We start from the raw sequence: 24950 nt of genomic DNA, 5'->3' as shown, positions 1-24950 counted from the left end.
CCCAGGCCCTGGAGGGCCTGGGCGCGCCGCCTGTCGCGCGCCGGTGTGCCGAGTCAGGTGTTCACCGGCTCACCGGGTGCGGGTCGGTCAGTGGCGTCCGTCGCCGTGACCGCGGTCGTCGCCGTGACCGCGGTTGTCGCCGTGACCGCGGTTGTCGCCGTGGTGGCGGTTGTCGCCGTGGTGGCGGTTGTCGCCGTGGTGGCGGTCGCGGCCCCAGGACTCGTCGTCCACGAAGCGGCCGCGGTCGTTGCGCAGGGTGGCGGTGTCGGAGCGGTTGTCCCACACCTCCTTGTTACGGTCCTGGAAGAGGTCCCGACGGGTGTCGCGGCCCTCGCCGGTGTGGACGCGGACCGTGGAGCGGCCCTCCAGGCGGTAGTGGTGGAAGGTGTAGGTGCGACCGTCCTCGTTCCTGAGGGTCCAGCCGTCGAGGTTGACCGTGTGACGCGTGGTGTTGGTGAGTTCCACCCACTCCCTGTTCAGCGAGCTCCGGGAGCGGTCGTCACGTCCCGGGGCGTCGTACTGGACGGCGCTGATCCGCACCTCCGGGCGGTCGGGACGAGCGTGGTCGGACGCGGACGCCGGCAGTGCCATCGCGCCGACCAGGGCGCCGGCCGAGAGGGCGGCGGCGGTCAGGCGACGAGCGGTGACAGAAGCGGAAGTGGACAAAGAGTTCCCCTGGGATGTGCGGGCACCCTCCCACAGCGGCCCTTGCGGACGCCGTGGGGGTTGGTGCGATGTGCGGGTGCGGTCGGCTGGCCGCAGACACACTCTGTCCACGGAGTGCGGGAGATGGGTAGGAAACGTGGCGTGTGTTACCTGTTGTCCATATCTCTGTGACTCTCGGCTGCAACGTCCATTTAGGTGACTAAGTACTGAAGTTGACGTTCCGACAGCTGATGACCCCTTGCGGGAGTTGGCCTCTGCGGCCCGGACGCCATGGCGCGCCACCCCACCGGGAGACGGGCCGTCACCCGAAAGTGAGTAACGGCCGACTGTCCGCTGTCACGCTCCCGTCGCCGGGTGCCGTCGCTCAGTGGGCGCGGACGGCGTCGGCCGGCGCGGTGCGCAGTGCCTGGCGGGTGGGGAGTTCGATGGTGAGGAAGGCCGTGACGGTGACCATGAGGGCGAGGCCCGGCAGGAGCCAGACGGGGCCCGCGGGCCAGGGGCGGCCGAGGAAGCCCTGGCCCAGCAGGGCGAGGGGGAGCGCGGAGAGCAGCAGGGCGGTGACGAGTGCGGTGGCGGCGGTCACCGCGGCCTCGCGGCGCATCATCGACCGGATCTGCCGGGGCGTGGTGCCGTTCAGCCGGAGGGCGCCCAGCTCGACCCGGCGCTGGGCGGTGGCCGCGACGAGCTTGTTGGCGATGCTGAGCAGCAGGTAGACGAGCAGGACCACGATGGTGGCCAGGTTGATCCACACCTCGGGCGGGGCGTCCTCCAGGCCGTCGGCGGCCGGCAGGTTCGCGGGCTGGAGCGCCAAACCGGGGCGGGACGCCGCGAGGGCCGTGAGGCTCTGCCGGGCCGTCGCCGTGCCGTCCGTACGGATCAGCAGGGACTGGTCCAGCGTCGTCGTGATGTGTCCGGCGGCCAGGTCGTGGGAGAGCACCACCGCGCCGAAGCCGAGGCCGCGGCCGTACACGGCGACCACCTCGGCGTCGACCCGCGCGCCGTCGCCCAGCACCAGGCTCACCCGGCGGCCCACCGTCGCGGAGCGGGTGCGGGCGGCGTCGCTGCTGACGGCGACGGTGGCCCCGCGCAGGCGGCCCAGGCTGCCGTCGCGTACGTCGAGATCGAGGACGTCGGAGGCGTCCGGGGTGAGGACCGTCGCGGGACCCGACTCGCTCACCGTGTCGCCGAACTCCCGGTACTGCCACACCACGGTGGTCGTGCCGACCGGGGCCGCGGCCCGTACGCCGGCCGTGTTCCGTACGGCGGCGAGCGTGCCGGTGGGCAGTCCGCCCAGGCCGGGAGCGGTCAGGCGCTGCTGGGCGAGGGTGGCGGTGCGGGTGTCGTCGGCGGTGGCGGCCAGCACGGTGGTCTGGGTGAGGGTGTACGTCAGCACGAACACGACCGCCATGGCCAGGGTGCTGACGATCCCCGCGTTGCGCAGGGCGTACGCGCGCAGGTTGGCCATCGCCAGCCAGGTGGGGGCGGAGGCACCCGCCCCCGTCACCCGGGCCGCGGCGCCGCCGACACCCCGGACCAGCGCCGGGCCGGCCAGCGCCAGGCCGATCGCCCCGAGGATGCCCGCGATGGACGTGGCCGTCGCGCCGATGACCGTGCGGGAGAAGAGCGGCAGCGCCGACATGACGCTCGCCGCGACGATGACCAGCACACCGACGCGTGTCCGGGTCCGCGACGGCTCGCGCGGCTCGCTGCGCGATTCCGCGACCGCTTCGGTGGCCGGCATCCGCGAGGTGCGCCAGGCCGAGCAGCGGGCCGACACCTGGACCGCCAGGACCAGCAGGAGGATCGCCGCGAGCGCGGGCAACGGGCTGTAGGTCAGGGGGAGTTCGGACGGCACGACCGCGCGGTCCGCGAGCAGTCGCCGGAACTGCCCGGCCAGCACATAGCCGAGTCCCACGCCGGGCACCAGGGCCACGGCCGCAACGACGGTGGACTGGGCGGCGGCCAGGCGGCGGATCTGCTTCGGGGTCGCGCCGACGGCCCGCATCAGCGCCAGGTCGCGGCGCTGTCCGCCGATCGACACGGCCAGCGCGCTCGCCATCACGAACCCGGTGATCAGCAGGACGATCCCGGAGAGCGAACCGGCGAGGAGGACCAGCAGCGAGCGGGACGCGCCGGCGCCGGGTGCGGCCGTGTCGCCCCGGTCGGCTCCGGTGACGGTCAGCAGCCCGGTGCCCTGCAGCCTCGTCCGGACCTCGGCGGCGACGCGCCGCTCGGCGCCGGGCTCGGTGCGCAGACCCACCAGGTCGACGCGGTCCGCGTGACCGGCCAGGCGGGCGGCAGTCGCGTCGGCGAAGAAGAGGCCCGCATCAGGCGTGCCGACGACCGCCGAGACGCGGTAGCCGGCGGCGGGCCGGCCGTCGACGACGACCCGCACGCTGTCGCCCGCCTCGATCCCCGCCGCGGCGGCGGTGGCGCTGTCCACGGCGACCTCGCCGGAACCGGTCGGCGCGCCGCCGTCGGGATGCGCGCCGGCCGGCGGCTTCGCCAGCTTCGTCGAGGACCAGCCGTGCCCCGCCGCCTGGGGGTTCTGGACCGGTACGACCTGGCCGCGGGCGTCGAGGAGCGCCGCGGGGAAGCTGAGGTCGCCCACCGCCGCCGTGACACCGGGCAGCCCGGCCAGTTGGCCGACCAGGCGGGACGGGATCCTGCGCCGCTCCGGGAGCGCGAGCGGCAGGTCACCGGGCGGACGGAACTCCTGGTCGGCCGTGACCACGACGTCGGCGCCGTCGAGCCGGCCGGCCGGCAGATGGGAACGGAGGCCGGACTCGGCCAGCACGCCGGTGGCGGTGACCAGTGCCGCACCGCCGAGGACCGCGCAGGCCACGGCGATCAGCGCGGTGATCCGGTGTCCGACCATCCGTATCGCGAGACGGAACATGACTCAGACCTCTCCCAACGCGACGAGGCGGCCTGCCAGTTCGGGGGCGGTCGGCGCCTCGACGGCCTCGACCACCCGGCCGTCGGCCATCACCAGGACGTGGTGCGCGCGGGCCGCGGCGGCGGGATCGTGGGTGACCATCACCACCGTCTGGCTCAGGTCGGCGACCAGGTCGCGCAGCAGGTCAAGGACCTCGTGGGCGCTGCGCAGGTCGAGCGCGCCGGTCGGCTCGTCGGCGAACACGACGGCCGGCCTGGTCACCAACGCCCGCACCACGGCCGCACGTTGCTGCTGACCGCCGGAGAGTTCGGCGGGGCGGTGGGTCAGCCGGTCGGCCAGTCCGACCCGTTCCACCAGCGTCCGCAGCCAGTCGTGGTCCGGGCGGCGTCCCGCCAGCCGCAGTGGCAGCGTGATGTTGTCCTCGATGCTGAGCGAGGGGATCAGGTTGTACGCCTGGAACACGAAGCCGACGCGTTCCCGGCGCAGTTCGGTGCGCCGGGTCTCGTTCAGCCCGGCGATCTCGTGGCCGTCGATGCGGACGCTGCCCGAGGTCGGGGAGTCCAGCCCGGCGGCACAGTGCATCAGCGTGCTCTTGCCGGAGCCCGACGGCCCCATCACGGCGAGGAAGGTGCCGCGTTCCACGGTCAACGACACGTCGTCCAGGGCCCGTACGCCGCCCGGGTAGGCCTTGCTGACGCCGGTCAGGGCGATGGCGGCGGTCATCGACGGCCCCGCACGTTGCGTACGACGAGGGTGCCCGCGCACAGGACGGTGATCGCGCCGCAGACCAGGTGCACCCAGGTGTCGGCCCCGCCGAAGGAGGCCGCCATGTTGGTGACCGCGCTGGTCACCACCACGGCCCAGAGCAGCGTGCGGGCGATCTCCCCACGGGTCAGCCGCTCCGGATCGGTGGTCGTCGTCTTCGTCATGGGGGCCTTCTCCCGGGTCCTGTGCCGTTCGTGCTGTCGTCACCGACGCTATGGATCGGCACCCCTCGCGGCCGATCCCGCAGCCCGCCCGGTTCGAGGTACAGCAGGCTGTACCTCTCCCGCCGCCCACCCCACGCGCGGCACACGCATGACGGCGAACCAGCCTGCGGCATAAGGTCGTTCGGGACGCGGGAAACGGGACGCGGGAAACAGGAAACGGGACGCGGAGCAGGAGGGAGGGCGCGATGGCGGTCCAGCGGGACGCGGCGGTCGACCCGGTTGCCGACCCGGTTGCCGACCCGGTTGCCGCCGACCGGTCGGTGGGCCTCGGGGACGAGAGTCTCAAGGACATCGTCGTCCGCACCCTCGGTGCCGCGGGCGCCGCGATCGCCCAGCTCGCCTCCGGGCTGAACACGGCAATGCTCGCCCTGCTCGTCCTGCTCTGGCTGGCCGTCACCGCCGTGACGAGCGTGGTCGGGGTGGGACTGCTGACGGTGCCCGTCCTGCTGCGCGCCCTGCATGCCGTGGCCGGCCGGGAACGCGACCGGCTCGGCCGCTGGGGCCCCGAGGTCGTGGCCCCGCAGCCCCCGCCCACCCGGCTGCGGCTCGCCCTCGTCGACGCCACCACCCGCCGCGAACTGCGCTGGCTGGTCCGGCACGCCACGCTGGGGATCCCGCTCGGGCTGCTCGGCGTCTACCTGCCGATCGCCGCCGTGCGCGACACCACCTTCCCGCTGTACTGGACGTTCCTGCCCAAGGGCGCGACCGCCACCTCCCTGGCGGTCGGCAGCGCGCACTCCTGGCCGGCCGCCCTCGCCGTGGCGCTGCTGGGCGTGGGCTGGATCGCCATCATCCTGGGGCTGGCCCCCGGTATGGCCCGGCTCCAGGCCCGGCCTGGACGCGGGCTCCTCGCGGCCGGTCCGGAAACGGATCTGTCGCTCCGGGTCGCCGAACTCACCGCCACCCGCGCCGCCGCCCTCGACGCCCACGCCACCGAACTGCGCCGCATCGAGCGCTCCCTGCACGACGGCGCCCAGAACCGGCTGGTCTCCGTCACCGTGCTGGTCGGGGCGGCCCGCCGGATGGTGGCCCGTGACCCGGCCGGCGCCGACGAGCTCCTGGAGCGCGCCCAGTCCGCGGCCGAACAGGCGCTGGCCGAACTGCGTACGGTCGCGCGCGGCATCCTGCCGCCGGTGCTGGCCGACCGGGGGCTCGCGGGCGCCCTCTCCGGTCTCGCCGCGGACTGCGCGGTGCCCTGCCGGATCGACGTGGACGTGCCCGAACGCTGTGCCGCCTCCGTCGAGGCGAGCGCCTACTTCGTGGTCGCCGAGGCCCTGACCAACATCGCCAAGCACAGCGGCGCCGGACACGCCGTCGTCACGGCCCGCGGGCGGGACGGCCGCCTCCTGCTCCGCGTCGAGGACGACGGCCGGGGCGGCGCCGCAGCGGACGGCGGGACCGGACTCACCGGCATCCGCCGCCGGGTCGCGGCGCACGACGGCCGCCTCTCGCTGGCGAGCCCGCCCGGCGGCCCGACCGTCCTGGAAGTGGACCTGCCCTGTGGATCGTGAGCCGTGCATCGTGAGCTGTGGAGCATGTGAGTTGTGGAGCATGAGTTGTGGAGCGTGAGATGCGGATCGTGATCGCCGAGGACGACCCGTTGCTGCGCGAGGGGCTCGCCCTGCTGCTGCGCGCCGAGTCCCTCGACGTGGTGGCCACCGCCGGCACCGCCGACGAGGCGCTGGACGCCATCGACGTGCACGAGCCGGACGTCGCCATCCTCGACGTCCGGATGCCGCCGACCCACACCGACGAGGGGATCGTCGCGGCGGTCGAGGCCCGGCGCCGGCGGCCCGGTCTGGCCGTGCTCGTGCTGTCCGCGTACGTCGAGCAGAGCTTCGCCACCGAACTGCTCGGCGGCGGTGTGCAGGGGCTCGGCTATCTGCTCAAGGAGCGGGTCGGCCGGGTCGAGGAGTTCCTGGACGCGCTGCGGCGGGTCGCGGCGGGCGGCACCGCCATCGACCCCGAGGTCGTCGCCCAGTTGTTCACCCGCTCGCGCCAGGACACCCGGCTGGAGCGGCTCAGCCCCCGTGAGCGGGACGTGCTGGCCCTGATGGCCGAGGGGTTGGGCAACTCGGCCGTCGCCGAGCGGCTCGTCGTCACGGACGGCGCCGTCCACAAACACATCCGCAGCATCTTCGCCAAGCTCGACCTGGCCCCGACGGACCAGGTGGACCGGCGGGTCGCGGCCGTCCTGCGGTATCTGGAGGCGGTCGGCGCGGGAGGTCAGTCGGCCGGTGCGCCACGGGGCCGGATCAGCCCGCTCTCGTAGGCCAGGATGGTCGCCTGCACCCGGTCCCGTAGCCCCAGCTTGGTGAGCAGCGCGTTGACGTGGGTCTTGACCGTTCCGGTGGTGACGCCCAGGGCGGCCGCGATCTCCGCGTTGGCCAGGCCCGAGGCGATGTGCAGCAGCACTTCCCGTTCGCGTGGGGTGATGCCGCCGAGGGCGCCGGTGACGACGGGCGGCGGGGGCGCGCCCTGGGCGAAGGTGTCGATCAGACGGCGGGTGACGGCCGGGGCGAGGATCCCGTCGCCGGACGCGACGACACGCAGCGCGGTCAGGAGTTCCTCCGGCTGGGCGTCCTTGAGCAGGAAGCCCGAGGCGCCGGCGCGCAGCGCCTCGTACACATAGGCGTCGAGGTCGAAGGTGGTGAGCACCAGGACGCGGGGTCCCGACTCCGGCGCGGTGATGAGACGGGTGGCGGTCAGGCCGTCCATGCCGGGCATCCGGATGTCCATCAGGACCAGGTCGGGTGCCTCGCGGCCGGCGAGTTCCACGGCGCTCGCGCCGTCCCCGGCCTCGCCGACCACGGTCAGGTCGGGTTCGGCGTCGACGATGGCGGCGAACCCGGCACGGACCACTGCCTGGTCGTCGACGACCATCACGCGTAGGGCGACGGGGACACACCTCCTGGTCCGGGGCCGGACCCGGTCCGGCCGGCAGCGGCAGCGGCAGCGGCAGCGACGCCCTCACCGTACCGGCCGGTTCGAACGCGGCAGAACCTTCCCCGGCGGGTCGTCTCTACCCTGCGGTAGAGGCTCCGTTCCTCCGCCGCGCCGACGATTCGCCGTCCGGCCGACGGAATGCTGAAGGCCATGGACATCACCTCGCTCACCGTCGTACTCAGCGTGGTCGTGATCGTCGCGGCCTCGGTCCTCACCGCCTCCAACGAACCCCCGCTGTGGGTCTACCTGCTGACCGGCGCCGTCTCCCTGCCCCTGAGCCACGTCCTGCTCGGCACGCGCTACCTCAGCTCCACCGTCGGGGACAGCGGCGTCGCCCCGTGGGTCGTGCGGCTCGCCGTCATCGGCACCCTCACGGCCGCGTTGAGCTTCTTCGTCGGCGGGGACGGCCGCGGGCGCGCCGAGGACGAGGACCGCGTTACCGACGGCTCCCCGTCCTCCCGTGCAACGGCCTGAGCGGGATCGCGCGCCGGGCGGGACCTCGCGGACCCGGCCTAGAGGTAGTCCTCGAGGCGGCCGACCGTGAAGCCCTGTTCCTGGATGTGCCGCAGCAGGTTGGCGGTCATCTCGGTCATGGTCGTGCCCTTGAGCTCGGACGGCCCGCGGAAGTGGGCCAGCACTATGTCGCCCGGGTGGAGCTTCTTGTCGCCGCGCTGGTACTGCATGTTCTTGATCTGCATGGACTCGCGCCACAGGACGATCGCCTCGACACCGCAGGACGCGGCGGCGGCCCGGGTGTCCTCGTTCCAGTTGCCGTAGGGCGGCCGGAACAGGCGCGGCAGGGTGCCGTATCGATCCTTCAGCTTGGTCTGCTGGCCGCAGATCTCCTGCTTCTGCGCGGCCGCGTCCAGGGTGCGGAGGTTCGGGTGGTTCAGCGTGTGGTTCTGGACGCCGTCGCCGAGGGCCTGGAGCTTGCCGAAATAGCCGTAGTCGGCGCGGATGGCGGAGTCCGTCAGGAACATCGTGAAGGGGATCTTCAGCTCCCGCATCATCGTCACGAACTCCGGGTCCTTCTCCGCCCCGTCGTCGAAGGTGAGAAAGACGATCTTCTCCTGGGTGGGTATCTCACTGATCACCGGCACCCGGCCGCCGGCGGCCGGCAGCCCGACCGGCTTGGCGTCGGGCGGGGCGGGCGGGGCGGCCAGCGGCTCGATGCCCCACTTGGCGTACGCGGCCTCGACGCCCGCACGCGCGCCCGCCTCGCCGCCGGGCGCCTGGGCGGGCGGTGCGGAGCGGGACGGCTCGGCGGGACGGCGGGACTCCGCCGGGGTCTCGGCCGTGCAGCCCGTCGCCACGCTCGTCGCGAGAAGGACGCAGGCCAGCGCCGCCCCTCTGATCCGCCTGTCCATCGTGTGCACCCCATGTCGTCCGTACGCCTCGCCCGTCCACTGCTTGATGTCGAACGGACGTCCGAGGTTCCGCCCCGGAGCGGACCGGGTGCCGCGGCTCCCGGCGCGGGCGGACACGGGATGATGGCCGGCATGCGCATCCGCATCGACGCCGTCGACCTGCCCGGCCTCACCGGACCGGCCTCCGCCGACGGGAGGGTCCCCGCGTACGGCAACCTGCACGTCGCCGTGCAGCGCCGCGACCGTCCGGCCGAACTGCTCGAACCGCAGCCCGGCGACGCGCCGTCCGCGACCTGGACGCTGGAGTGCACCACCAGCGCCTCGGCGACCGGCATCGAGGTCAGAGGGCCCTATGTCCAGGACCGTCTGGGCCGGCGGTTCGTCTACCTGTCGTGGGGCACGGTCGACGAGGCGGGCGTCTTCACGATGTTCCGCCGCGCCAAGCTCATGCTCGACGCCGTCCCCGCCGACGTGCTCGCCGCCGCCGCGCGGGACGGACTGCTGGTCGGACGCCTCGGGCTGACCGACGCGCAGGGCGGACCCCTCTGCGCCCGCGTCGAGCCCCCGCGCATCACCTGGACCGCCGAACGCGCCGAGTAGAGCGGCATCGCTACGCTTGGCGTTAAGCGCCTATTGCGGGGCAATGGCGGACAAATGTCCTAAGGAACCGAAGATGGGTCTCGGTGCCGGCCTTCGGGCCTTGAAGCGCAGGTCCCTCACCCGCGCGTCCGTGGCGGTCGCGGCCGCCGCCGGTCTGGCCCTGGGCGGGGCCTGCGGCGGAGGCGACGGAGACGACGACGGCGACGGAGGTCTCGCCGTCGGGGTGCTGCTCCCGGGGGGCGGGGCCTCGCGTTTCGGACAGTTCGACCGGCCCCTGCTCGTGCAGCAGCTGAAGCGGCTCTGCCCGGACTGCCCGGCGCCGACCGTCGCCGCCACGTCCGACCCGGCCGTCCAGCGGCAGCAGATCGAGTCCATGATCACGCGACGGATCGACGTCCTGATCCTCGCCGCCGTCGACCCCCAGCTGCTGCGCCCGTCGGTCGAGGCCGCCCACCGGGCCGACATCCCGGTCGTCGCCTACGACCGGCTCGCCCAGGGCCCGATCTCCGGTTACGTCACCTTCGACGGCGCGACGGTCGGCAGGCTCCAGGGCGAGGCCCTGCTGAAGGCCATGGACGGCGAGGCGCGCGGCGACCGGATCGTCATGATGAACGGCGCCACGACCGACCCCAACGCCGGCTGGTTCAAGCGGGGCGCGCTCTCCGTCCTCGAGGGCAAGGTCGAGATCGGCAAGTCGTACGACACCGTCGGCTGGCGCCCGGAGAACGCCTTCGTGAACATGAAGAACGCCATCGCCGCCCTGGGCGCGGACGACATCGACGGCGTCCTGGCTGCCAACGACAGCCTCGCCGGAGCCGTGGTCGCCGCCCTCAACGCCGCCGAGGTCAGACCGCTGCCCCCGATCACCGGTCAGGACGCCGACCTCGCGGGCGTGCGGCGCATCGTCCGGGGCGACCAGTACATGACCGTCTACAAGCCGTTCGGGCCCGCGGCCGGCGCCGCCGCGAAGATGGCCGTCGCCCTGGGGCGCGGCGAGTCGGTGGACTCCCTCGCCTCGGGCACCGTCGACAACGCCACCACCGAGGACATCCCGGCGGTTCTGCTCCCCTCGGTCCCGGTGACCGTCGGCAACATCAAGGACACTGTGGTCAAGGACGGTATGTACACCATCGACCAGATCTGTACCCCCGAGCTCAGGTCCGCCTGCGACCAGGCCGGACTCACTTGACGCGTCTTCCCCGAAGCGGAAGGAGGTGACCCCGTGGCGGCTCAGCCCCTGCTGGCGTTGCGCGGTGTCTCCAAGCGGTTCGCCGCCGTCCAGGCGCTGGAGGACGTCGAGCTGGAGATCAGGGCCGGGGAGGTGGTCGCCCTGATGGGCGACAACGCCGCCGGCAAGTCCACCCTGGTCAAGGTGATCTCGGGAGTCGGGCCCGCGGACAAGGGCCTCATCGAGTGGCAGGGCGGTGCCGTCCAGATCAGGCGTCCCCAGGACGCCCAGGTGCTGGGGATCGCGACCGTCTACCAGGACCTCGCGATGTGCGGCAATCTCGATGTCGTCGCCAACCTCTTCCTCGGCCGGGAGATCCACCGGCTCGGCATCCTCGACGAGGTGGAGATGGAGCGCCGCACCCGTGAGCTGCTCAAGACCCTGTCCATCCGCATCCCCGACGTGCGCGTGCCGCTCGCCACGCTGTCCGGCGGCCAGCGGCAGGTCGTCGCGATCACCCGCTCGTTCCTCGGCGAGCCCCGGCTCGTCCTGCTCGACGAGCCCACCGCCTCCCTGGGCATCGAGCAGACCAGCCAGCTCCTGGACCTCATCGAGGAGCTGCGCGACCAGGGCCTCGGGGTGCTCCTCATCAGCCACAACATGGGGGACATCAAGGCCGTCGCCGACCGGGTCGCCGTCCTGCGCCTCGGCCGCAACAACGGCTTCTTCGACGTGAACACCACCTCCCAGGAACAGATCATCTCCTCGATCACGGGCGCGTCGGACAACGCCGTGGCGCACCGCACGAGCCGCCCGGAGGAAGCATGGCCCTGAGGGGGAGGAGGAACCGGACCCGCGCCACCGATGCCCCGCCCGCCACCGAGGGGGAGGACGACGGCCACCGGGGCCACGCCGGACGCCTCGGGGCGTACGCCGGTCGCCTCGGAGCGCCTGCCGGACCTCTCGGAGCGCCCGCCGAAGCGGTGCGCCGCAGGCTGCGGGAAAGGGGGACCGGCCCCGTCCCGGTCCTGCTCGCCCTCGCCGTGACCTGGATCGTCTTCCAGGCCCTCAACGACAACTTCCTCTCGCCGCGCAACCTGTCCGTCCTCAGCGTGGACATCGTCGGGACCGGCATGGTCGCCGTCGGCATCGTCTTCGTCCTGCTGATCGGCGAGATCGACCTGGCGGTGGGCTCGCTCGCCGGCCTGGCGGGCGCCGTGTTCGCGTCCCTGAACGTGAACCTCGGGATGCCGGAGTGGCTCGCCGTGCTCGTCGCGGTGCTGTGCGGCACGGCCGCCGGGGCCGTCCACGGGTTCTCCTTCGCCAGGATCGGCGTACCCGCGTTCGTCGTGACCCTCGCCGGCCTGCTGGTCTGGAACGGCGTGATGCTCTACCTGCTGGGTCCCGACAGCTCCATCACCTTCAGCGAGGACGGGCTGGTCGCCACCCTGACCAGCCGCTACTTCGACTCCGCCGTCGCCGTCTACGGGCTGGCGGCGCTCTGCACGGCCGCGTACCTCCTCGTCTCCCTCCACGACCGCGGGCGCCGCGCCGCCGCCGGGATGCCGTGCCGGCCGATGGGCGGGATCTGGGCGCGTACGGCCCTGCTCGCGCTGGTCTCGTTCTCCGTCGTCTACGTGCTGGGCCGGTTCGAGGGGCTGCCGCTGGCGCTGCTGATCTTCCTGGCGGTCGTCGTCGCCTCGGACCTCCTGCTGCGCCGCACGCCCTACGGCCGGCAGGTCCTCGCGCTGGGCGGCGGGGCGGAGGCGGCCCGCCGGTCCGGCGTCGACGTGGCGCGCGTGCGGATCTCGGTGTTCATGGTGTCGGGGACCCTGGCCGCGGTCGGCGGCCTGTTCATCACGTCGCGGCTCACCTCGGCGAGTCAGATCTCCGGCTCCGGTGTGCTGCTGATCAACGCCATCGCCGCGGCCGTCATCGGCGGCACCAGCCTGTTCGGCGGACGCGGCTCGACCTGGTCCGCGCTGCTGGGGGTGCTCATCATCCAGTCGATCGGCTCGGGCATGGCACTGCTGGGGGTCGAGCCCCCGGTGCAGTTCATGATCACGGGCGGGGTCCTGTTCACCGCGGTCGTCTTCGACTCGCTGACGCGGCGCTCCGCGGAGTCGCGCGGACGGTTCTGAAGGCCGTGATGACGGCGATGCCGTCATCGCCTCGAACACAGGGGCGAGCGTAGCCTCCACCCGGCCTCCGACCGCTCCGCTTCCGGGCATCGGAAGGGTCTGGAAAGATCGGCGAAGTTTCGAAACATTCGAAGAATTGACCCGACGTCTCTTGATCTTGCCTTTACCGATCTTGCTCCGGTGAATTGATGAATTCGAGCAGATACAGCTACTGAGCAGCAAAGACAATCACAGGGGCACCATTTTTGCGCTTCGAATGTTTCGAAGTGAAAACCGAAAGTATTGACAGTTGTCGTGCCCCGGCCAACACTGGCGCCGTCATCGGCCGTATGAGGACGAGGAGGAAGCACGCACATGAAAACCGCACCCGCACAGCGACTCAGGCTGCTCATCAGCGGTGTCTGCACCATGCTGCTGGTCGCCGTGGCCGCGCTCACCCTGCCCGGCACCGCGCACGCCGACACGGTCGTCACCACGAACCAGACCGGCACCAACAACGGGTACTACTACTCGTTCTGGACGGACTCGCAGGGCACGGTCTCCATGAACCTGGGCTCCGGCGGCAACTACAGCACCTCCTGGAGCAACACCGGGAACTTCGTCGCCGGCAAGGGCTGGAGCAACGGTGGCCGCCGGAGCGTCACCTACTCGGGCACCTTCAACCCGTCCGGCAACGCCTACCTGGCCCTCTACGGGTGGACGTCGAACCCGCTCGTCGAGTACTACATCGTCGACAACTGGGGCACCTACCGGCCCACGGGCACCCACATGGGCACCGTCACCAGCGACGGCGGCACCTACGACATCTACAAGACGACGCGCTACAACGCCCCGTCCGTCGAGGGCACCAAGACCTTCGACCAGTACTGGAGCGTCCGGCAGTCGAAGCGGACGGGCGGCACCATCACCACCGGCAACCACTTCGACGCCTGGGCCCGCGCCGGAATGACCCTGGGCAGCTTCAACTACTACATGATCCTCGCCACCGAGGGATACCAGAGCAGCGGCAACTCCAACATCACGGTGGACGGCACCGGTTCGGGCGGCGGCACCGGCGGCGGGAGCAGCGGCTGCAGCGCGACCCTGTCGGCGGGCCAGCAATGGAGCGACCGGTACAACCTCAATGTCGCGGTCACCGGCTCCAGCAACTGGACCGTCACGATGAACGTCCCCTCCCCGGCGAAGGTCCTCTCCACCTGGAACACCAGCGCCAGTTACCCCAGCGCCCAGGTGCTGACCGCCAAACCCAACGGCAGCGGCAACAACTTCGGCGTCACCGTCCAGCCCAACGGCAACTGGAGCTGGCCGACGGTCTCCTGCACCGCGAGCTGACCCCCACACCCCGCACCAGGCTGGAGGACCACCCCGCATGAGCACCAGACCACATCTCTCCTCACGCGCCCTGGTCACGAGGCTGGTCGTCGTCACGACGGCCGCCGCGTGCACCCTCACCGTCCAGGGCGCCGCCGCCCCGGCACAGGCCGCCACCTGCAACGGGTACGTCGGGCTCACCTTCGACGACGGCCCGGGCGGCACCACGACGGCCCTGCTCAACGCCCTCACCCAGAACGGGCTGCGGGCCACGATGTTCAACCAGGGCCAGTACGCCGCCGCCAACCCGTCCCTGGTCCGGGCCCAGGTGAACGCCGGCATGTGGGTCGGCAACCACAGCTACACCCACCCGCATCTGACCCAGCTCGGCCAGTCGCAGATCGACTCGGAGATCTCCCGGACCCAAGCGGCCGTCTCCGGAGCGGGCGGCGGCACCCCGGTGCTGTTCCGCCCGCCCTACGGCGAGACCAACGCGACCCTGAAAGCGGTCGAGGCCAAGTACGGACTGACCGAGATCATCTGGGACGTCGACTCGCAGGACTGGAACAACGCGAGCACCGACGCGATCGTGCAGGCCGCCGGCCGGCTCACCAACGGCCAGGTCATCCTCATGCACGACTGGCCCGCCAACACCCTCGCCGCGATCCCGCGCATCGCGCAGGGTCTGGCCGCGCGCGGCCTGTGCGCCGGCAAGATCTCCGCGCAGACCGGGCGGGCCGTGGCCCCCGACGACAGCGGCGGTGGCGGCGGCGGCACCGGCGGCTGTACCGCGACCCTGACCGCCGGACAGCAGTGGAGCGACCGCTACAACCTCAACGTCGCGGTCACCGGCTCCAGCAACTGGACCGTCACGATGAACGTCCCCTCCCCCGAGAAGATCATCGCCACCTGGAACATCAGCGCCACCTACCCCAGCACCCAGGTGCTCACCGCCAAGCCCAACGGCAGTGGCAACAACTGGGGGGTCACCGTCCAGACCAACGGCTCCTGGACCTGGCCGACGGTCACCTGCACCGCGACCTGACCCGGCCGGCACGTCACACCGCACACCGCACCCGTAACACCGCACCCATGGCGCGGCGACCCCCGGCCGCCGCGCCACAGCACGGCCCGGCGTTGCCGGTGAGGCATTATCTGTTGTCGCAAAGTGAGAAATGGACGGGACACGCGATGAGTATTTCTCGGCCGACAGACGGAGCGTAATTATCGGTCACGCAACGTCGATCGCGGCATGCTACTGTCTTTAGCAGTTGCAGTTGTGGTCTCCAGAAGGTTTTTTCCGACGGGGTGATCATCACGGCGACCGGGATCCGCACAGGGTGGATTCCGACACCGTTCCCGAAGGAGATTCAAAATGGCTGCTGGCACCGTGAAGTGGTTCAACGCTGAAAAGGGCTTCGGCTTCATCGAGCAGGACGGCGGCGGCCCCGACGTCTTCGCCCACTACTCGAACATCGCCGCCCAGGGCTTCCGCGAGCTCCAGGAGGGCCAGAAGGTGACGTTCGACATCGCCCAGGGCCAGAAGGGCCCGACGGCCGAGAACATCGTCCCCGCCTGACCCACGCTGACGCGGACACAATAATTTCGCAGCTGGGGCCCGCACCTTGGGGTGCGGGCCCCAGCTTGCTGCTTTCACGCGGATAAAACCCGCGGCGCATTTTTCGTCGTCGACCCGATTCGACGCATCGCCTTTGGCCCGTTCTCGCGATTCTCAGCGCCGCACCAGTGCCGCGGGAATTCCTTGATACGCGCCGACGCATCAAGGAAGGTCCCATGAACTACGCACGCACGCACACCCGCAGGAACGATCGCTTCGCCGATCACCGCTCCCGGCCCGACCGCTCCGGCGCTCCCCGCCGCGGCAACGACGGCGGACGCCGACGGATCTCGCCCCAGGGCGAGTTCGCGCCGCCGAAGACGATCACTCCGGCGCTGCCCGCCGTCGAGGCGTTCGCCGAGCTGGCCATGCCGGAGGGGCTGCTCGCCGCGCTGGGTCACCAGGGCGTGGCCATACCGTTCCCGATCCAGGCCGCGACCCTGCCGAACTCGCTGGCCGGCCGCGACGTGCTCGGCCGCGGCCGCACCGGCTCGGGCAAGACCCTCGCCTTCGGTCTCGCGGTGCTCGCCCGTACGGCGGGCCGACGCGCCGAACCGCGACAGCCGCTCGCGCTGGTCCTCGTGCCCACCCGCGAACTCGCCCAGCAGGTCACCGACGCGCTTGCCCCGTACGCCCGATCCGTGGGGCTGCGACTGGCCACCGTGGTCGGCGGGATGTCGATCGGCCGGCAGGCCGGCGCGCTGCGCAACGGCGCGGAGGTCGTCGTGGCCACCCCGGGCCGGCTCAAGGACCTGATCGACCGGGGCGCCTGCCGACTGGACGCCGTCGACATCACGGTCCTCGACGAGGCCGACCAGATGGCCGACATGGGCTTCATGCCCCAGGTCACCGCGCTGCTCGACCAGGTGCGGGCCGACGGCCAGCGGATGCTCTTCTCGGCCACCCTGGACCGCAACGTGGACCTGTTGGTCCGCCGGTACCTGGTCGACCCGGTGGTCCACTCCGTGGACCCGGTCGCGGGTGCCGTCACCACGATGGAGCACCACGTCCTCCACGTGCACGGCACGGACAAGCAGCAGGCGACCACCGAAATCGCGGCACGGGACGGCCGGGTGATCATGTTCCTGGACACCAAGCACGCGGTCGACCAGCTGACCAAGCACCTGCTGCACAACGGCGTCCGCGCCGCGTCCCTGCACGGCGGCAAGTCCCAGCCGCAGCGCACCCGGACCCTCGCCCAGTTCAAGGACGGCCACGTCACGGTGCTGGTGGCGACCAACGTCGCGGCCCGCGGCATCCACGTCGACAACCTCGACCTGGTCGTCAACGTGGATCCGCCGAGCGACCCCAAGGACTACCTGCACCGCGGCGGCCGTACGGCACGCGCCGGCGAGTCCGGCAGCGTCGTCACCCTGGTGACCCCCGACCAGCGGCGCGGCATGAGCCGGCTGATGGTCTCGGCCGGCATCACCCCGGAGGTCACCCAGGTCCGCTCGGGTGAGGCGGAGCTCAGCCGTGTCACCGGCGCCCGGACCCCCTCCGGTGTCCCGGTCGTCATCACCGCGCCGGTCGCCGCCACGCCTCGTCGCCGCACGCAGTCGTCCGCGTCGCCCTCGTCCGCGTCCTCCTCGTCCCGGTCCTCCTCGTCCCGGGGCCGCCGCGGGCGGCCGAGCCGGAACCGGCCCGCCGTCAACCCGGCGGCCTGATGCCGGACCCGGTTCACGCGGCCGGAAGGCTCCCCCATCTCCGCAGGAGGCACCAGTGACATCGGTCCAGACGCACCCGGTACGGACGCGGTGGCATCACGACGATTCCGGACCGCGGGTCCGTGACGACATGACCGTCGAGGTGGCCCTGTCCGTCATGGCCGGTGCCCAGGTCGACCAGCTGATCCTCTGCGACGGCGACGACCAGTGCACGGGCTCGGTCACCCACGCCCAGCTTGCCGTCCTGCGCGCCGGGGCGACGTACACGGACCGGCTCCGCCTGCGGGACGTGCTCGACACCCCGGTCCGGCTCTCTTCGAGGCCCTGCTCCTTCTCTCTGTGAGGCAACATGCGCTGTGTCATCGCCCGGTACCCGTTCGACCTCACCAAGGACGGCGTCATGGACTCGATGAAGGGCATCGCGGCCGAGCCCGTCACGGGTGAGTCCGTGACCATCGGCCGCCGCCGCTACCCCGTCAAGCAGGTGGGGGAGATCATCACCCGCCAGGACCGCCGTGACTTCACCAGTGGCGAGGTCGTCCGGGCCATGGTCCGCCTCGGCTTCACCTGCCACGACCACCCCGCCGAACCCGTACAGGTCCTGACGCCGCTCCAGAGCGCCTCGGCGCTGCTCGGCGCGCCCGGGACCTGGCAGGACTGACGGGCCGAAAAACCCGGAAGTACTCCGGAAGCACCCCGGAAGCACAGTGAGGGCCCTGCCGACACACGTCGGCAGGGCCCTCACTGCGTTGTGCGAGCGCGAGAGGTATCTACACCCTCGGAGATCTGAAATCTACTCTTGACAGAGTAGACATTGGCATGCGGCTTGGGTAACGTTTCTTGCGTACGCACGACCAGGCACTGGTCGGTTCAGAGGAAGGACGGAAACGCATACGCCATCAGGATCGCCCGGCCCGAGGAAGCCTCCGGGTCCGGGTACCGCAAGGCCATGGATGGGAAGGTGGTCCCCGGTCACGCAGCCGCGATCCAAGCGCCCCCGCCCCTACGACGGGCCCGGGTAGCGAAAACAGAAGGTCGGCACAGCACTACAGCCGGCCGATGGTGTTGAATTTCCCTCGGGGCCCTGGTGCCGTACGGCACCAGGGCCCCTCGACGCGTTGCTCAACGAGGTGAAATGACAGCAGATACCCCGCTCGGTGGTCGTCTGGAAGACGACGACTATCCCGCGTACACGATGGGTCGGGCCGCAGAGATGCTCGGCACCACTCCGGGCTTCCTCCGCGCCATCGGCGAGGCCCGGCTGATCACGCCCCTGCGCTCGGAGGGCGGACACCGCCGCTACTCCCGCTACCAGCTCCGGGTCGCCGCCCGCGCCCGCGAGCTCGTCGACAAGGGCACCCCGATCGAGGCCGCGTGCCGCATCGTCATCCTCGAGGACCAGCTCGAGGAGGCTCAGCGCATCAACGCCGCGTACCGCCGCGCCGCGAACGACACGTCCGACAGTTCCAGCTCCAGCTCCAGCTGAGTTCAGGGTGTCGGATCCGGGCGCTCGCCGCGGCGCAGGGCGCGGGCGCACCAGCCGATGACCGTGGCGTTGACCAGCGCCCCGAACACGACGGCGAGGACGAACATCGCGATGCCGTCCGGCAGCACGATCAACACGAAGCTGGCCGGAGCGGAGGCGAACAGCGGGATGACACCCGCCATGGACTCGTCCGAGCTGTCGACGGCGCTCACCACGATCGCCCACACCAGCAGGCCCGCGCAGAGCGCCAGGTAGACCAGGGCGAAGACATCACCGAGGGCCTGGCCCACACGGTGGAACAGCCGCAGACGCGGACGTCGTGGAAAGGTTCGGCCGGAACCGGTACCGGTCACGGGGTGGACTCCTCGGTTGCGTTGATCGTCGCGGTGGTCGGGGGCGTCGGACGGACGGGGCGTCGAACGGACGGGGCATCGGGCGGACGGGGGCGCCGGGGCCGGTGGGGTGCCGTCAGAGGTGGGTGCCGGGCGGGTTCGGACGGGCGAGGCCGAGGTCGTACGCGAGGATCGTCGCCTGTACCCGGTCGCGCAGACCCAGCTTGCGCAGCAGCGCGTTCACATGGGACTTGACGGTGCCCACGGTGATCCCGAGCTCCTCGGCGACCTCCGCGTTGGTGAGCCCCGTCGCGATCAGTGTCAGGACGTACCGTTCGCGGGCGGTCAGGCTTTCCAGCTCGCGGGAGCCGCCTCCCGCCGGCTGCCCGGGGCCCGCTCCGGACGCGTAGTGGCCGATGAGACGGCGGGTGGCGGAGGGGGCGAGCACGCTCTCACCGGCCGCCACCACCCGGATGCCGTGCAGCAGTTCGGCGGGGTGCACGTCCTTCAGCAGGAACCCGGAGGCGCCGGCGCGCAGCGCGTCGAAGACGTACGCGTCGAGGTCGAAGGTGGTCAGCACCAGGACCCGGGGCGCGTTCTCCCGGCCGGTGATGATCCGGGTGGCGGCAATGCCGTCCAGTTCGGGCATCCGGACGTCCATGACGACCACGTCCGGCGCCAGCTCCTCGGCGAGACGCACCGCGGCGACGCCGTCGGCGGCCTCGCCCACGACCGTCAGGTCCTCCTCGGCGTCGATCACGGCGGCGAAACCCGCCCGTACGATGCCCTGGTCGTCGACGACCAGCACCCTGAGGCTCATCGCTCCCTCTCCCCGTCGCCCTGCTGCGGAACCGGCGCGAGTGGCAACCGGAGACCGACCGTGTCCGGCCGGCCGGTGGTCAGGGTGCCGCCGAGTGCCGCGACCCGGGCCGCCAGCCGCTCCCGTACCGCGGGGCGGGCGGCGCGCGGCACACCGGTGGCCGTGAGGGTCAACATAGCGCCGTCCGCGTCGAGTTCGAGCACCGCGGGCTCCTCGCCGCCGGCCGCCAGCACCGTCTCGGCGGCATGGTAGGCGGCCAGGTCGACCGCCGTGGGCAGCCGCTCCGGCACCCGGTCGGTCAACCGTATCTCGACGTCGCGGCCGGTGGCCCGGCACTGGCGGGCGAGCAGATCGAGCGCCTGGAGGGTGGGCTGTGGCCGCAGTTCGGGCCCCGTCGCCCCCTGCCGGACCGTGTCGAGCAGGGCGCGCATCGCGGCCAGGGCCTCGCGGGCACGTTCGGCGGTCGCGTCGAGCCGGCCCGCCTCCGCCTCGGTGACCATGTCGGCGGTGCGCGCCAGCACGGTGGTCTCCAGCCCGGTGGCGATCCGACGGCGTTCGGCCCACGCGTCCCGGACGGCCTCCTCGGTCCAGGCGGCGAGGCGCTCGTCCCGGCTGCCGCGGGCGGCCAGCTCGCGCCGCGCCCGCAGGGTCCCGCCCCGACGGGCCGCCCCGACCGCCAGGGACGCCCCGGCCACCGCCCAGCCGACCACCGCCCAGAGGGGCACCGTCGTCCCCCGGTCCAGAACGGCGACCACCGCGGCCGCCGCGTGCACGACCACGGCCGCCGCCGGAAGCAGCCAGGCCCGGACCGCGGGAGGCGGGACGGCTGCCGCACCGGACGCATCCGCGGCCGGGACCGGCACCCGCGCCCCCGTACGCGCCGCGTCCGCCGCGATCGCCGCGCAGGTGGCGAGGATGCTCAGCACCGGGGGCAGGACGAGCGGGCCGGTGTAGTCGCCCGCGGCCATCGCCACCGGCCACAGCGGGGCCAGCGCGAGCAGAACGCCCTGGGCGGTGCGGGGCGCCCGGCGCAGCCACAGCAGCGCGACCGTCTGTGCCGCCGCCAACAGGGCGAAGAGCACACCGGCGGACACCTGTGTCCCGGTCGGCGTGGGCTGCGCGTGCACGACCAGGACGGGAAGCAGGGGCTGGAGGACGAGACCGGCGGCGGCCGTCAGCTGCGCCACGCGGTACTTCCGCGGCACCGACCGTTCCGCCGGGGCGGCGGCCCGGCCGGGCAGCACCGCACGGACCTCCCAGCCGTTCTCCGCCGTCGGGCCGCTGGTCAGGCCGCCGCCCGCCTCCCGGGCCCGGGACCGCAGGAAGCCCTGGCCGCGGCCGCCCCCCAGGTCCGCCCCGTGCGCCGCCGAACCGGCCGTCGGTGCCGCGCTCGTGACCACGACCTCCGTGCGGGTGTCGCCGTACCGGCACCGCACGGTCGTGCGCGCTCCGGGTGCGTGCCGTGCCACGTTGGTCAGCGCCTCACGCACGATCCCGTACGCCGCGTCCGCGACCACGCCGTCCGGCAGGGCGTCGATCTCGCAGTCGACCGGCAGATCCAGTCGACGGAACCCCTCCACCAGGGCCCGCAACCGTTCCTCCGGCGACGGCAGTTCCTCCCGAGAGGGTGTCGGCGCCCGCACCGCGCCGAGCGCCCGGCTGACCTCCCGGCCGGTCTCGGCCGCGAACTCCAGCGCCTCGTCGGCGAGTTCGGGACGACGGTCGCGCAGCCCGAGGGCCGCTCCCGCCGTGACCACGACGGCCGTCAGATGGTGGGCGCTGACGTCGTGCAACTCCCGTTCCATACGGCGCCGTTCGGCCTCCGGGAGCCGGTGCCGTTCGGCCTCGGCCCGGTTCAGGGTCCGTTCGGCCGCCCGGCGGGCGCGTCGGGTCCGCCGCACCAGCAGTCCGGCGCCGCACGCGGCCGCGTACAGCATCGCGGTCAGGACGAGGTCGAGGCCGTCGCGGTCACCGATCCCGTGCAGGCTGATGTTCTGCAGCAGCTGCCAGACGGCGAGTGCCGTCCCGCACAGCACGGTGGTGAAGGTGTCGCGTTCGGTCGCCACGGTGAACAGGGCCAGCGCGACCCCCGCGGTCCCGAGTACCGCCATCGCCCCGGTGGGCAGCGGCCCCGCACCCAGCGCGCAGGCCGCGGCGACCACGACGAGGGCCGCCACCGGGCGGGCGCGGCGCAGGGCGAGCGCGGCCGTCACCGGACCGGCCACCAGAGCCGCCACGAGCAGGGCGGACGCGGGCGGCACGGCCCCGCGCACCAGCTCCGCGCCCGGCCACACGGCGGCCTGGGCGCAGATCAGCAGGACCGGGAGCAACCGGTCGTCGGTTCGATTCATGGCCGGTCCAGGCTAGGCCGCAGGTGAGCGGGTCCCCGTCCGGCTGAAGGCGGATCTCGGTCTCTTACCTGGGTTGCAGTTCCTCTACCTGCGGTTCGACACCGCGATCGTCCCGCAGCGCGAGGACAGCCCCCGGCCGCCGGCCCTAGCCTCGATCACATCGAGAAAGCGGTCGACCACCGCTTCTCCGCACCGAATCCAGCGAATCCAGGGGGATCTCCCATGTCCAAGCGCGTTCTCGTCCCGTCGGTCGTCGGTGTCGTCGTCCTCGGCGGAGTGGCCGCCGGTGGCCTCGCCATGGCCTACGGCGCCACCGAGCCGACCGTGGCGAACGGCTCAGCCCGCTATGTCGCCCCGTCCGACGGCCGTGCGGGCACCCTCACCTTCACCGCGGAGGTGAGCGACGACTCCGGCGTCCGGGGCCTCAAGGTCGTTGCCTGGCCCGTGAGTTCGAAGCTCGGCCCGACCGAGGACGACCTGCGGAAGGACGTGGACGGTGCCGTGTGCCGGAGCGTTTCGGCCGAGCGGGCGCGCTGCACCTACACGCTGAAGGTCAGCCAGGCGGAGGCGGCCGAGCTGTCCCGGGGCAGCTGGCACGTCTCGGCGCTGGCGACCGCCAAGGACGGGGGCACGGCGTTCGTGTCCCGCGCCGCCGTCTTCGACGTCACCGGCTGACCGCGTACCCGGCTCAGCCCGCCTGGGACGGCGCCTGCTTGATGCCGTCGACGATCGCCCGGTTCAGGATGGCGCTGGTGTAGGTGACCGTGCCGGGCTTGATCAGGGCCTCCGTCCCGCTGAGCCGCTTCACCTGGACCGAGCGCTCACCGAGGAAGACGTGGGTCTTCGCGTCGAAGATCCACTCCTCGCGCTGGCCGCTGGTCTCGTCCAGCCGGGCCACCGCCACCCCGTGCCGGCCGACCGCGTCCACCGCGTCGTTCACGACCACGACACCGGGGATCTTCGCGGCGGTCTTGAACAGCGCCGAGTACAGCTCCGCCGGCGGGTAGCTCTCGGTGAGCAGGTCACCGATGGTGGTGAAGGCCTGCTGGTCCGGGGTGTTCCCCTGCCCCTTGGTCTCCTTGTAGATCTTGGCGAGCAGCACGTCGGGGTCGGTGCTCAGCTTGGACAGGTAGTCGTACGACGGAGCGCCCAGGTGCGCCTTCGGGGTGTTGCCCAGCTCGTCGGGGAGGCTCAGGGTCTCGCCCTCGGGGCTGTCGTTGACAGCGGGGTCGATCAGCCAGCCCTTGGTGCCGTCCGGGGACTCCCACAGCTGACGGGTGTGCAGCTGGTGACTGGCCAGGGTCGTCTTGTCGTCGACGGTCTTCAGGAAGGTGTCGGCCGACTTGGACTCGATGTAGATGTACTGACCGGGCCGGACCACCGGGTGGTCGTCTTCGGCGGCCGCCAGCGAGATCTGGTCGAGCAGTTGCGGCACGCCCTTGGTGGTGGCTACGCCGACGGTCGTGGTGAGGGCCGGTCCGGTGGCGACACCGCCGTCCCTGACCCCGTCGCCCCCCGTCGTCGCCACTCCGGCGACGACCACCCCGGCCAGTGCGGCGGCCAGCACGGGCAACGTGATCGCCGGGCGCGGCAGCCGCAGCCGCCGAGTGCCGCCCGGGGCGGCCGCCGTCGTACGCTCTTCCTGTCGCGCTTCGTGGATCTGGGCCATCAGACGCTCCTTGTGGAACTGGTGACGGCCCGACGGCAGGTCACGCGCCGTCCGGGTGAAGAGCTGTGTGCTCTCCTCCCCCTCGGCCGGACTCTGCCGGGACGTGTTCGCGTTCATCGGTTTCCTCCCTGCGCGGGCCGGACCACGTTGGTGTGATCGCCTCTTGTCTGTCGACCGGTGCGGCCGCCTTCCCGATTTCCGCGGACTTTCTCGGAAATCCGGTCGGGCATCCGGTCAGGCGTCCGGTCGGGCGCGGGGTGGCGGGCCGGGCGATAGGCCGGGCGGCGGGCCGGTTCGTCCGCGGCGAGGGCACGCAGTTTCTTCCGGGCCCGGGAGAGACGGGAGGCGACGGTGCCGACCGGGATTCCCAGGGCTTCGGCCGCGGCCTCGTAGTCCAGCCCCTCCCCCAGACAGAGCGCCACGACCTCGCGCTCCGGTCTGCGCAGGCCGGCCAGGGCGGTGAGGGCCGTCGCGAGCCGCTGCCGGTCGTCGATCCGGTCGGCGACCTCGTCGGCGTGGTCGGGCACGGACAGTTCGGCGGCCGCGGCGGCGCCGGCCGCCGCCCGGTACCGCCGGTTGCTGCGGTACTGGTTGCGGGCGGTGTTGGTGGCGATGCCCAGCAGCCAGGGCCGCAGCGAACCGCCCTCGGGATCGACCCGGTCGCGCAGCCGCCAGGCCTCCATGAAGGTCGCGGCCATCACGTCCTCGGCCGTCGACCAGTCGGCGGTCAGCCGGAAGGCATGGTTGTAGACGGCGCGGGCGTAGTCGTCGAACAACTCCGCGAACGCGCTCGACTCCCCGGCCCGTACCCGGGTACGCATATGAGTGCTCACCTCAATGAGCTGTCCGGCACACGACACCGACTTCCCGTGACCTGCGCCACACTCGCCCCACCGGCGCTCGTACCGGATTCCGGCGTA

General features: G+C 72.2%; 26 protein-coding genes. 15 read left to right on the top strand and 11 right to left on the bottom strand.

What is annotated here, in order from left to right; all coding sequences use genetic code 11:
* Positions 1-87: 87 nt before the first annotated feature.
* The 4 genes from ACFVYS_RS32950 to ACFVYS_RS32935 all read right to left on the bottom strand — a co-directional run bounded on the left by ACFVYS_RS32950 (position 88) and on the right by ACFVYS_RS32935 (position 4494).
* Positions 88-666 carry a lamin tail domain-containing protein gene (locus tag ACFVYS_RS32950; RefSeq protein WP_389508039.1) on the bottom strand — a complete coding sequence of 193 codons (579 nt, stop codon included), beginning with the start codon at positions 664-666 and terminating at the stop codon, positions 88-90.
* Between the two features lie 364 nt (positions 667-1030).
* A complete protein-coding gene (locus ACFVYS_RS32945; protein ID WP_389508037.1) occupies positions 1031-3565 on the bottom strand; it encodes an FtsX-like permease family protein in 2535 nt (844 codons plus the stop codon).
* Positions 3566-3568: 3 nt separating this feature from the next.
* On the bottom strand, positions 3569-4288 hold the full coding sequence (locus ACFVYS_RS32940) for an ABC transporter ATP-binding protein (protein WP_389508035.1): 720 nt from the start codon (positions 4286-4288) through the stop codon (positions 3569-3571).
* Positions 4285-4494, bottom strand: a complete 210-nt coding sequence (locus ACFVYS_RS32935; protein ID WP_389508033.1) for a hypothetical protein — start codon at positions 4492-4494, stop codon at positions 4285-4287. The genes ACFVYS_RS32940 and ACFVYS_RS32935 overlap by 4 nt, the downstream gene beginning before the upstream one ends.
* 245 nt (positions 4495-4739) lie before the next feature.
* Here ACFVYS_RS32935 and ACFVYS_RS32930 point away from each other — a divergent pair, with 245 nt between their 5' ends.
* Together ACFVYS_RS32930 and ACFVYS_RS32925 are read left to right on the top strand one after the other, a co-directional pair.
* Complete coding sequence (locus tag ACFVYS_RS32930; protein WP_389508031.1) at positions 4740-6065, top strand: sensor histidine kinase; 1326 nt, start codon at positions 4740-4742, stop codon at positions 6063-6065.
* A gap of 59 nt (positions 6066-6124) precedes the next feature.
* A complete protein-coding gene (locus ACFVYS_RS32925) occupies positions 6125-6826 on the top strand; it encodes a response regulator transcription factor (protein ID WP_389508029.1) in 702 nt (233 codons plus the stop codon).
* Here the strand turns inward: ACFVYS_RS32925 and ACFVYS_RS32920 are convergent.
* Positions 6781-7437, bottom strand: coding sequence for a response regulator (locus ACFVYS_RS32920; protein ID WP_389508027.1), 657 nt, complete (start codon positions 7435-7437; stop codon positions 6781-6783). The two genes, ACFVYS_RS32925 and ACFVYS_RS32920, sit on opposite strands and share 46 nt — an antisense overlap.
* A 213-nt stretch (positions 7438-7650) precedes the next feature.
* On the opposite strand from ACFVYS_RS32920, the gene ACFVYS_RS32915 reads away from it, so the two are divergent.
* Positions 7651-7974, top strand: coding sequence for a hypothetical protein (locus ACFVYS_RS32915; protein WP_389508025.1), 324 nt, complete (start codon positions 7651-7653; stop codon positions 7972-7974).
* Between the two features lie 38 nt (positions 7975-8012).
* Here ACFVYS_RS32915 and ACFVYS_RS32910 read toward each other — a convergent pair whose 3' ends face one another.
* Positions 8013-8867, bottom strand: coding sequence for a polysaccharide deacetylase family protein (locus tag ACFVYS_RS32910; protein WP_389508023.1), 855 nt, complete (start codon positions 8865-8867; stop codon positions 8013-8015).
* A gap of 132 nt (positions 8868-8999) precedes the next feature.
* On the opposite strand from ACFVYS_RS32910, the gene ACFVYS_RS32905 reads away from it, so the two are divergent.
* From ACFVYS_RS32905 to ACFVYS_RS32855, 11 genes are all read left to right on the top strand, one after another.
* Positions 9000-9467 (top strand): DUF5990 family protein, encoded by a 468-nt coding sequence (locus ACFVYS_RS32905; RefSeq protein ID WP_389508021.1) that lies wholly within the window; start codon positions 9000-9002, stop codon positions 9465-9467.
* A gap of 73 nt (positions 9468-9540) precedes the next feature.
* Positions 9541-10656, top strand: a complete 1116-nt coding sequence (locus ACFVYS_RS32900) for a sugar ABC transporter substrate-binding protein (RefSeq protein WP_389508019.1) — start codon at positions 9541-9543, stop codon at positions 10654-10656.
* Between the two features lie 33 nt (positions 10657-10689).
* Positions 10690-11469: an ATP-binding cassette domain-containing protein gene (locus tag ACFVYS_RS32895; protein ID WP_389508017.1), complete on the top strand. Its 780-nt coding sequence runs from the start codon at positions 10690-10692 to the stop codon at positions 11467-11469.
* Positions 11460-12776: a sugar ABC transporter permease gene (locus ACFVYS_RS32890; protein WP_389508015.1), complete on the top strand. Its 1317-nt coding sequence runs from the start codon at positions 11460-11462 to the stop codon at positions 12774-12776. The genes ACFVYS_RS32895 and ACFVYS_RS32890 overlap by 10 nt, the downstream gene beginning before the upstream one ends.
* 354 nt (positions 12777-13130) lie before the next feature.
* On the top strand, positions 13131-14108 hold the full coding sequence (locus tag ACFVYS_RS32885) for a glycoside hydrolase family 11 protein (RefSeq protein ID WP_389508013.1): 978 nt from the start codon (positions 13131-13133) through the stop codon (positions 14106-14108).
* Positions 14109-14145: 37 nt separating this feature from the next.
* Positions 14146-15132, top strand: coding sequence for a polysaccharide deacetylase family protein (locus tag ACFVYS_RS32880; protein WP_389508011.1), 987 nt, complete (start codon positions 14146-14148; stop codon positions 15130-15132).
* A 330-nt stretch (positions 15133-15462) separates the two neighbouring features.
* Positions 15463-15666 (top strand): cold-shock protein, encoded by a 204-nt coding sequence (locus ACFVYS_RS32875; protein WP_020133169.1) that lies wholly within the window; start codon positions 15463-15465, stop codon positions 15664-15666.
* Between the two features lie 215 nt (positions 15667-15881).
* Complete coding sequence (locus tag ACFVYS_RS32870) at positions 15882-17372, top strand: DEAD/DEAH box helicase (protein WP_389508009.1); 1491 nt, start codon at positions 15882-15884, stop codon at positions 17370-17372.
* A 130-nt stretch (positions 17373-17502) separates the two neighbouring features.
* On the top strand, positions 17503-17715 hold the full coding sequence (locus tag ACFVYS_RS32865; RefSeq protein ID WP_389508008.1) for a CBS domain-containing protein: 213 nt from the start codon (positions 17503-17505) through the stop codon (positions 17713-17715).
* A gap of 6 nt (positions 17716-17721) precedes the next feature.
* Positions 17722-18033: an SCO5918 family protein gene (locus tag ACFVYS_RS32860; protein ID WP_389508006.1), complete on the top strand. Its 312-nt coding sequence runs from the start codon at positions 17722-17724 to the stop codon at positions 18031-18033.
* A 474-nt stretch (positions 18034-18507) separates the two neighbouring features.
* Entirely contained in the window at positions 18508-18858 is a 351-nt protein-coding gene (locus ACFVYS_RS32855; RefSeq protein WP_389508005.1) for a MerR family transcriptional regulator, read from the top strand.
* 2 nt (positions 18859-18860) lie between these two features.
* Here the strand turns inward: ACFVYS_RS32855 and ACFVYS_RS32850 are convergent, their stop codons facing one another.
* The 3 genes from ACFVYS_RS32850 to ACFVYS_RS32840 all read right to left on the bottom strand — a co-directional run bounded on the left by ACFVYS_RS32850 (position 18861) and on the right by ACFVYS_RS32840 (position 22361).
* Positions 18861-19211 (bottom strand): SCO4225 family membrane protein, encoded by a 351-nt coding sequence (locus ACFVYS_RS32850; RefSeq protein WP_389508004.1) that lies wholly within the window; start codon positions 19209-19211, stop codon positions 18861-18863.
* A gap of 115 nt (positions 19212-19326) precedes the next feature.
* Positions 19327-20010: a response regulator gene (locus ACFVYS_RS32845; protein WP_389508003.1), complete on the bottom strand. Its 684-nt coding sequence runs from the start codon at positions 20008-20010 to the stop codon at positions 19327-19329.
* Positions 20007-22361 carry a histidine kinase gene (locus ACFVYS_RS32840; protein ID WP_389508002.1) on the bottom strand — a complete coding sequence of 785 codons (2355 nt, stop codon included), beginning with the start codon at positions 22359-22361 and terminating at the stop codon, positions 20007-20009. The genes ACFVYS_RS32845 and ACFVYS_RS32840 overlap by 4 nt, the downstream gene beginning before the upstream one ends.
* Positions 22362-22583: 222 nt before the next feature.
* Between ACFVYS_RS32840 and ACFVYS_RS32835 the strand changes: the two genes are divergently transcribed.
* A complete protein-coding gene (locus ACFVYS_RS32835) occupies positions 22584-23036 on the top strand; it encodes a DUF5707 domain-containing protein (RefSeq protein WP_389508000.1) in 453 nt (150 codons plus the stop codon).
* A 13-nt stretch (positions 23037-23049) separates the two neighbouring features.
* On the opposite strand, the gene ACFVYS_RS32830 is transcribed toward ACFVYS_RS32835, so the two are convergent.
* Positions 23050-24147 carry a CU044_5270 family protein gene (locus ACFVYS_RS32830; protein WP_389507998.1) on the bottom strand — a complete coding sequence of 366 codons (1098 nt, stop codon included), beginning with the start codon at positions 24145-24147 and terminating at the stop codon, positions 23050-23052.
* Entirely contained in the window at positions 24144-24851 is a 708-nt protein-coding gene (locus ACFVYS_RS32825; RefSeq protein WP_389507997.1) for an RNA polymerase sigma factor, read from the bottom strand. Before ACFVYS_RS32825 ends, ACFVYS_RS32830 begins: the two co-directional genes overlap by 4 nt.
* Positions 24852-24950 lie beyond the last annotated feature (99 nt).

This window comes from Streptomyces sp. NPDC058295 (assembly GCF_042880655.1).
Classification (GTDB): Bacteria; Actinomycetota; Actinomycetes; order Streptomycetales; family Streptomycetaceae; genus Streptomyces; species Streptomyces coriariae.
Note: the sequence above shows the minus strand (reverse complement) of the source record. Positions and strands in the feature narration are given on the sequence as shown.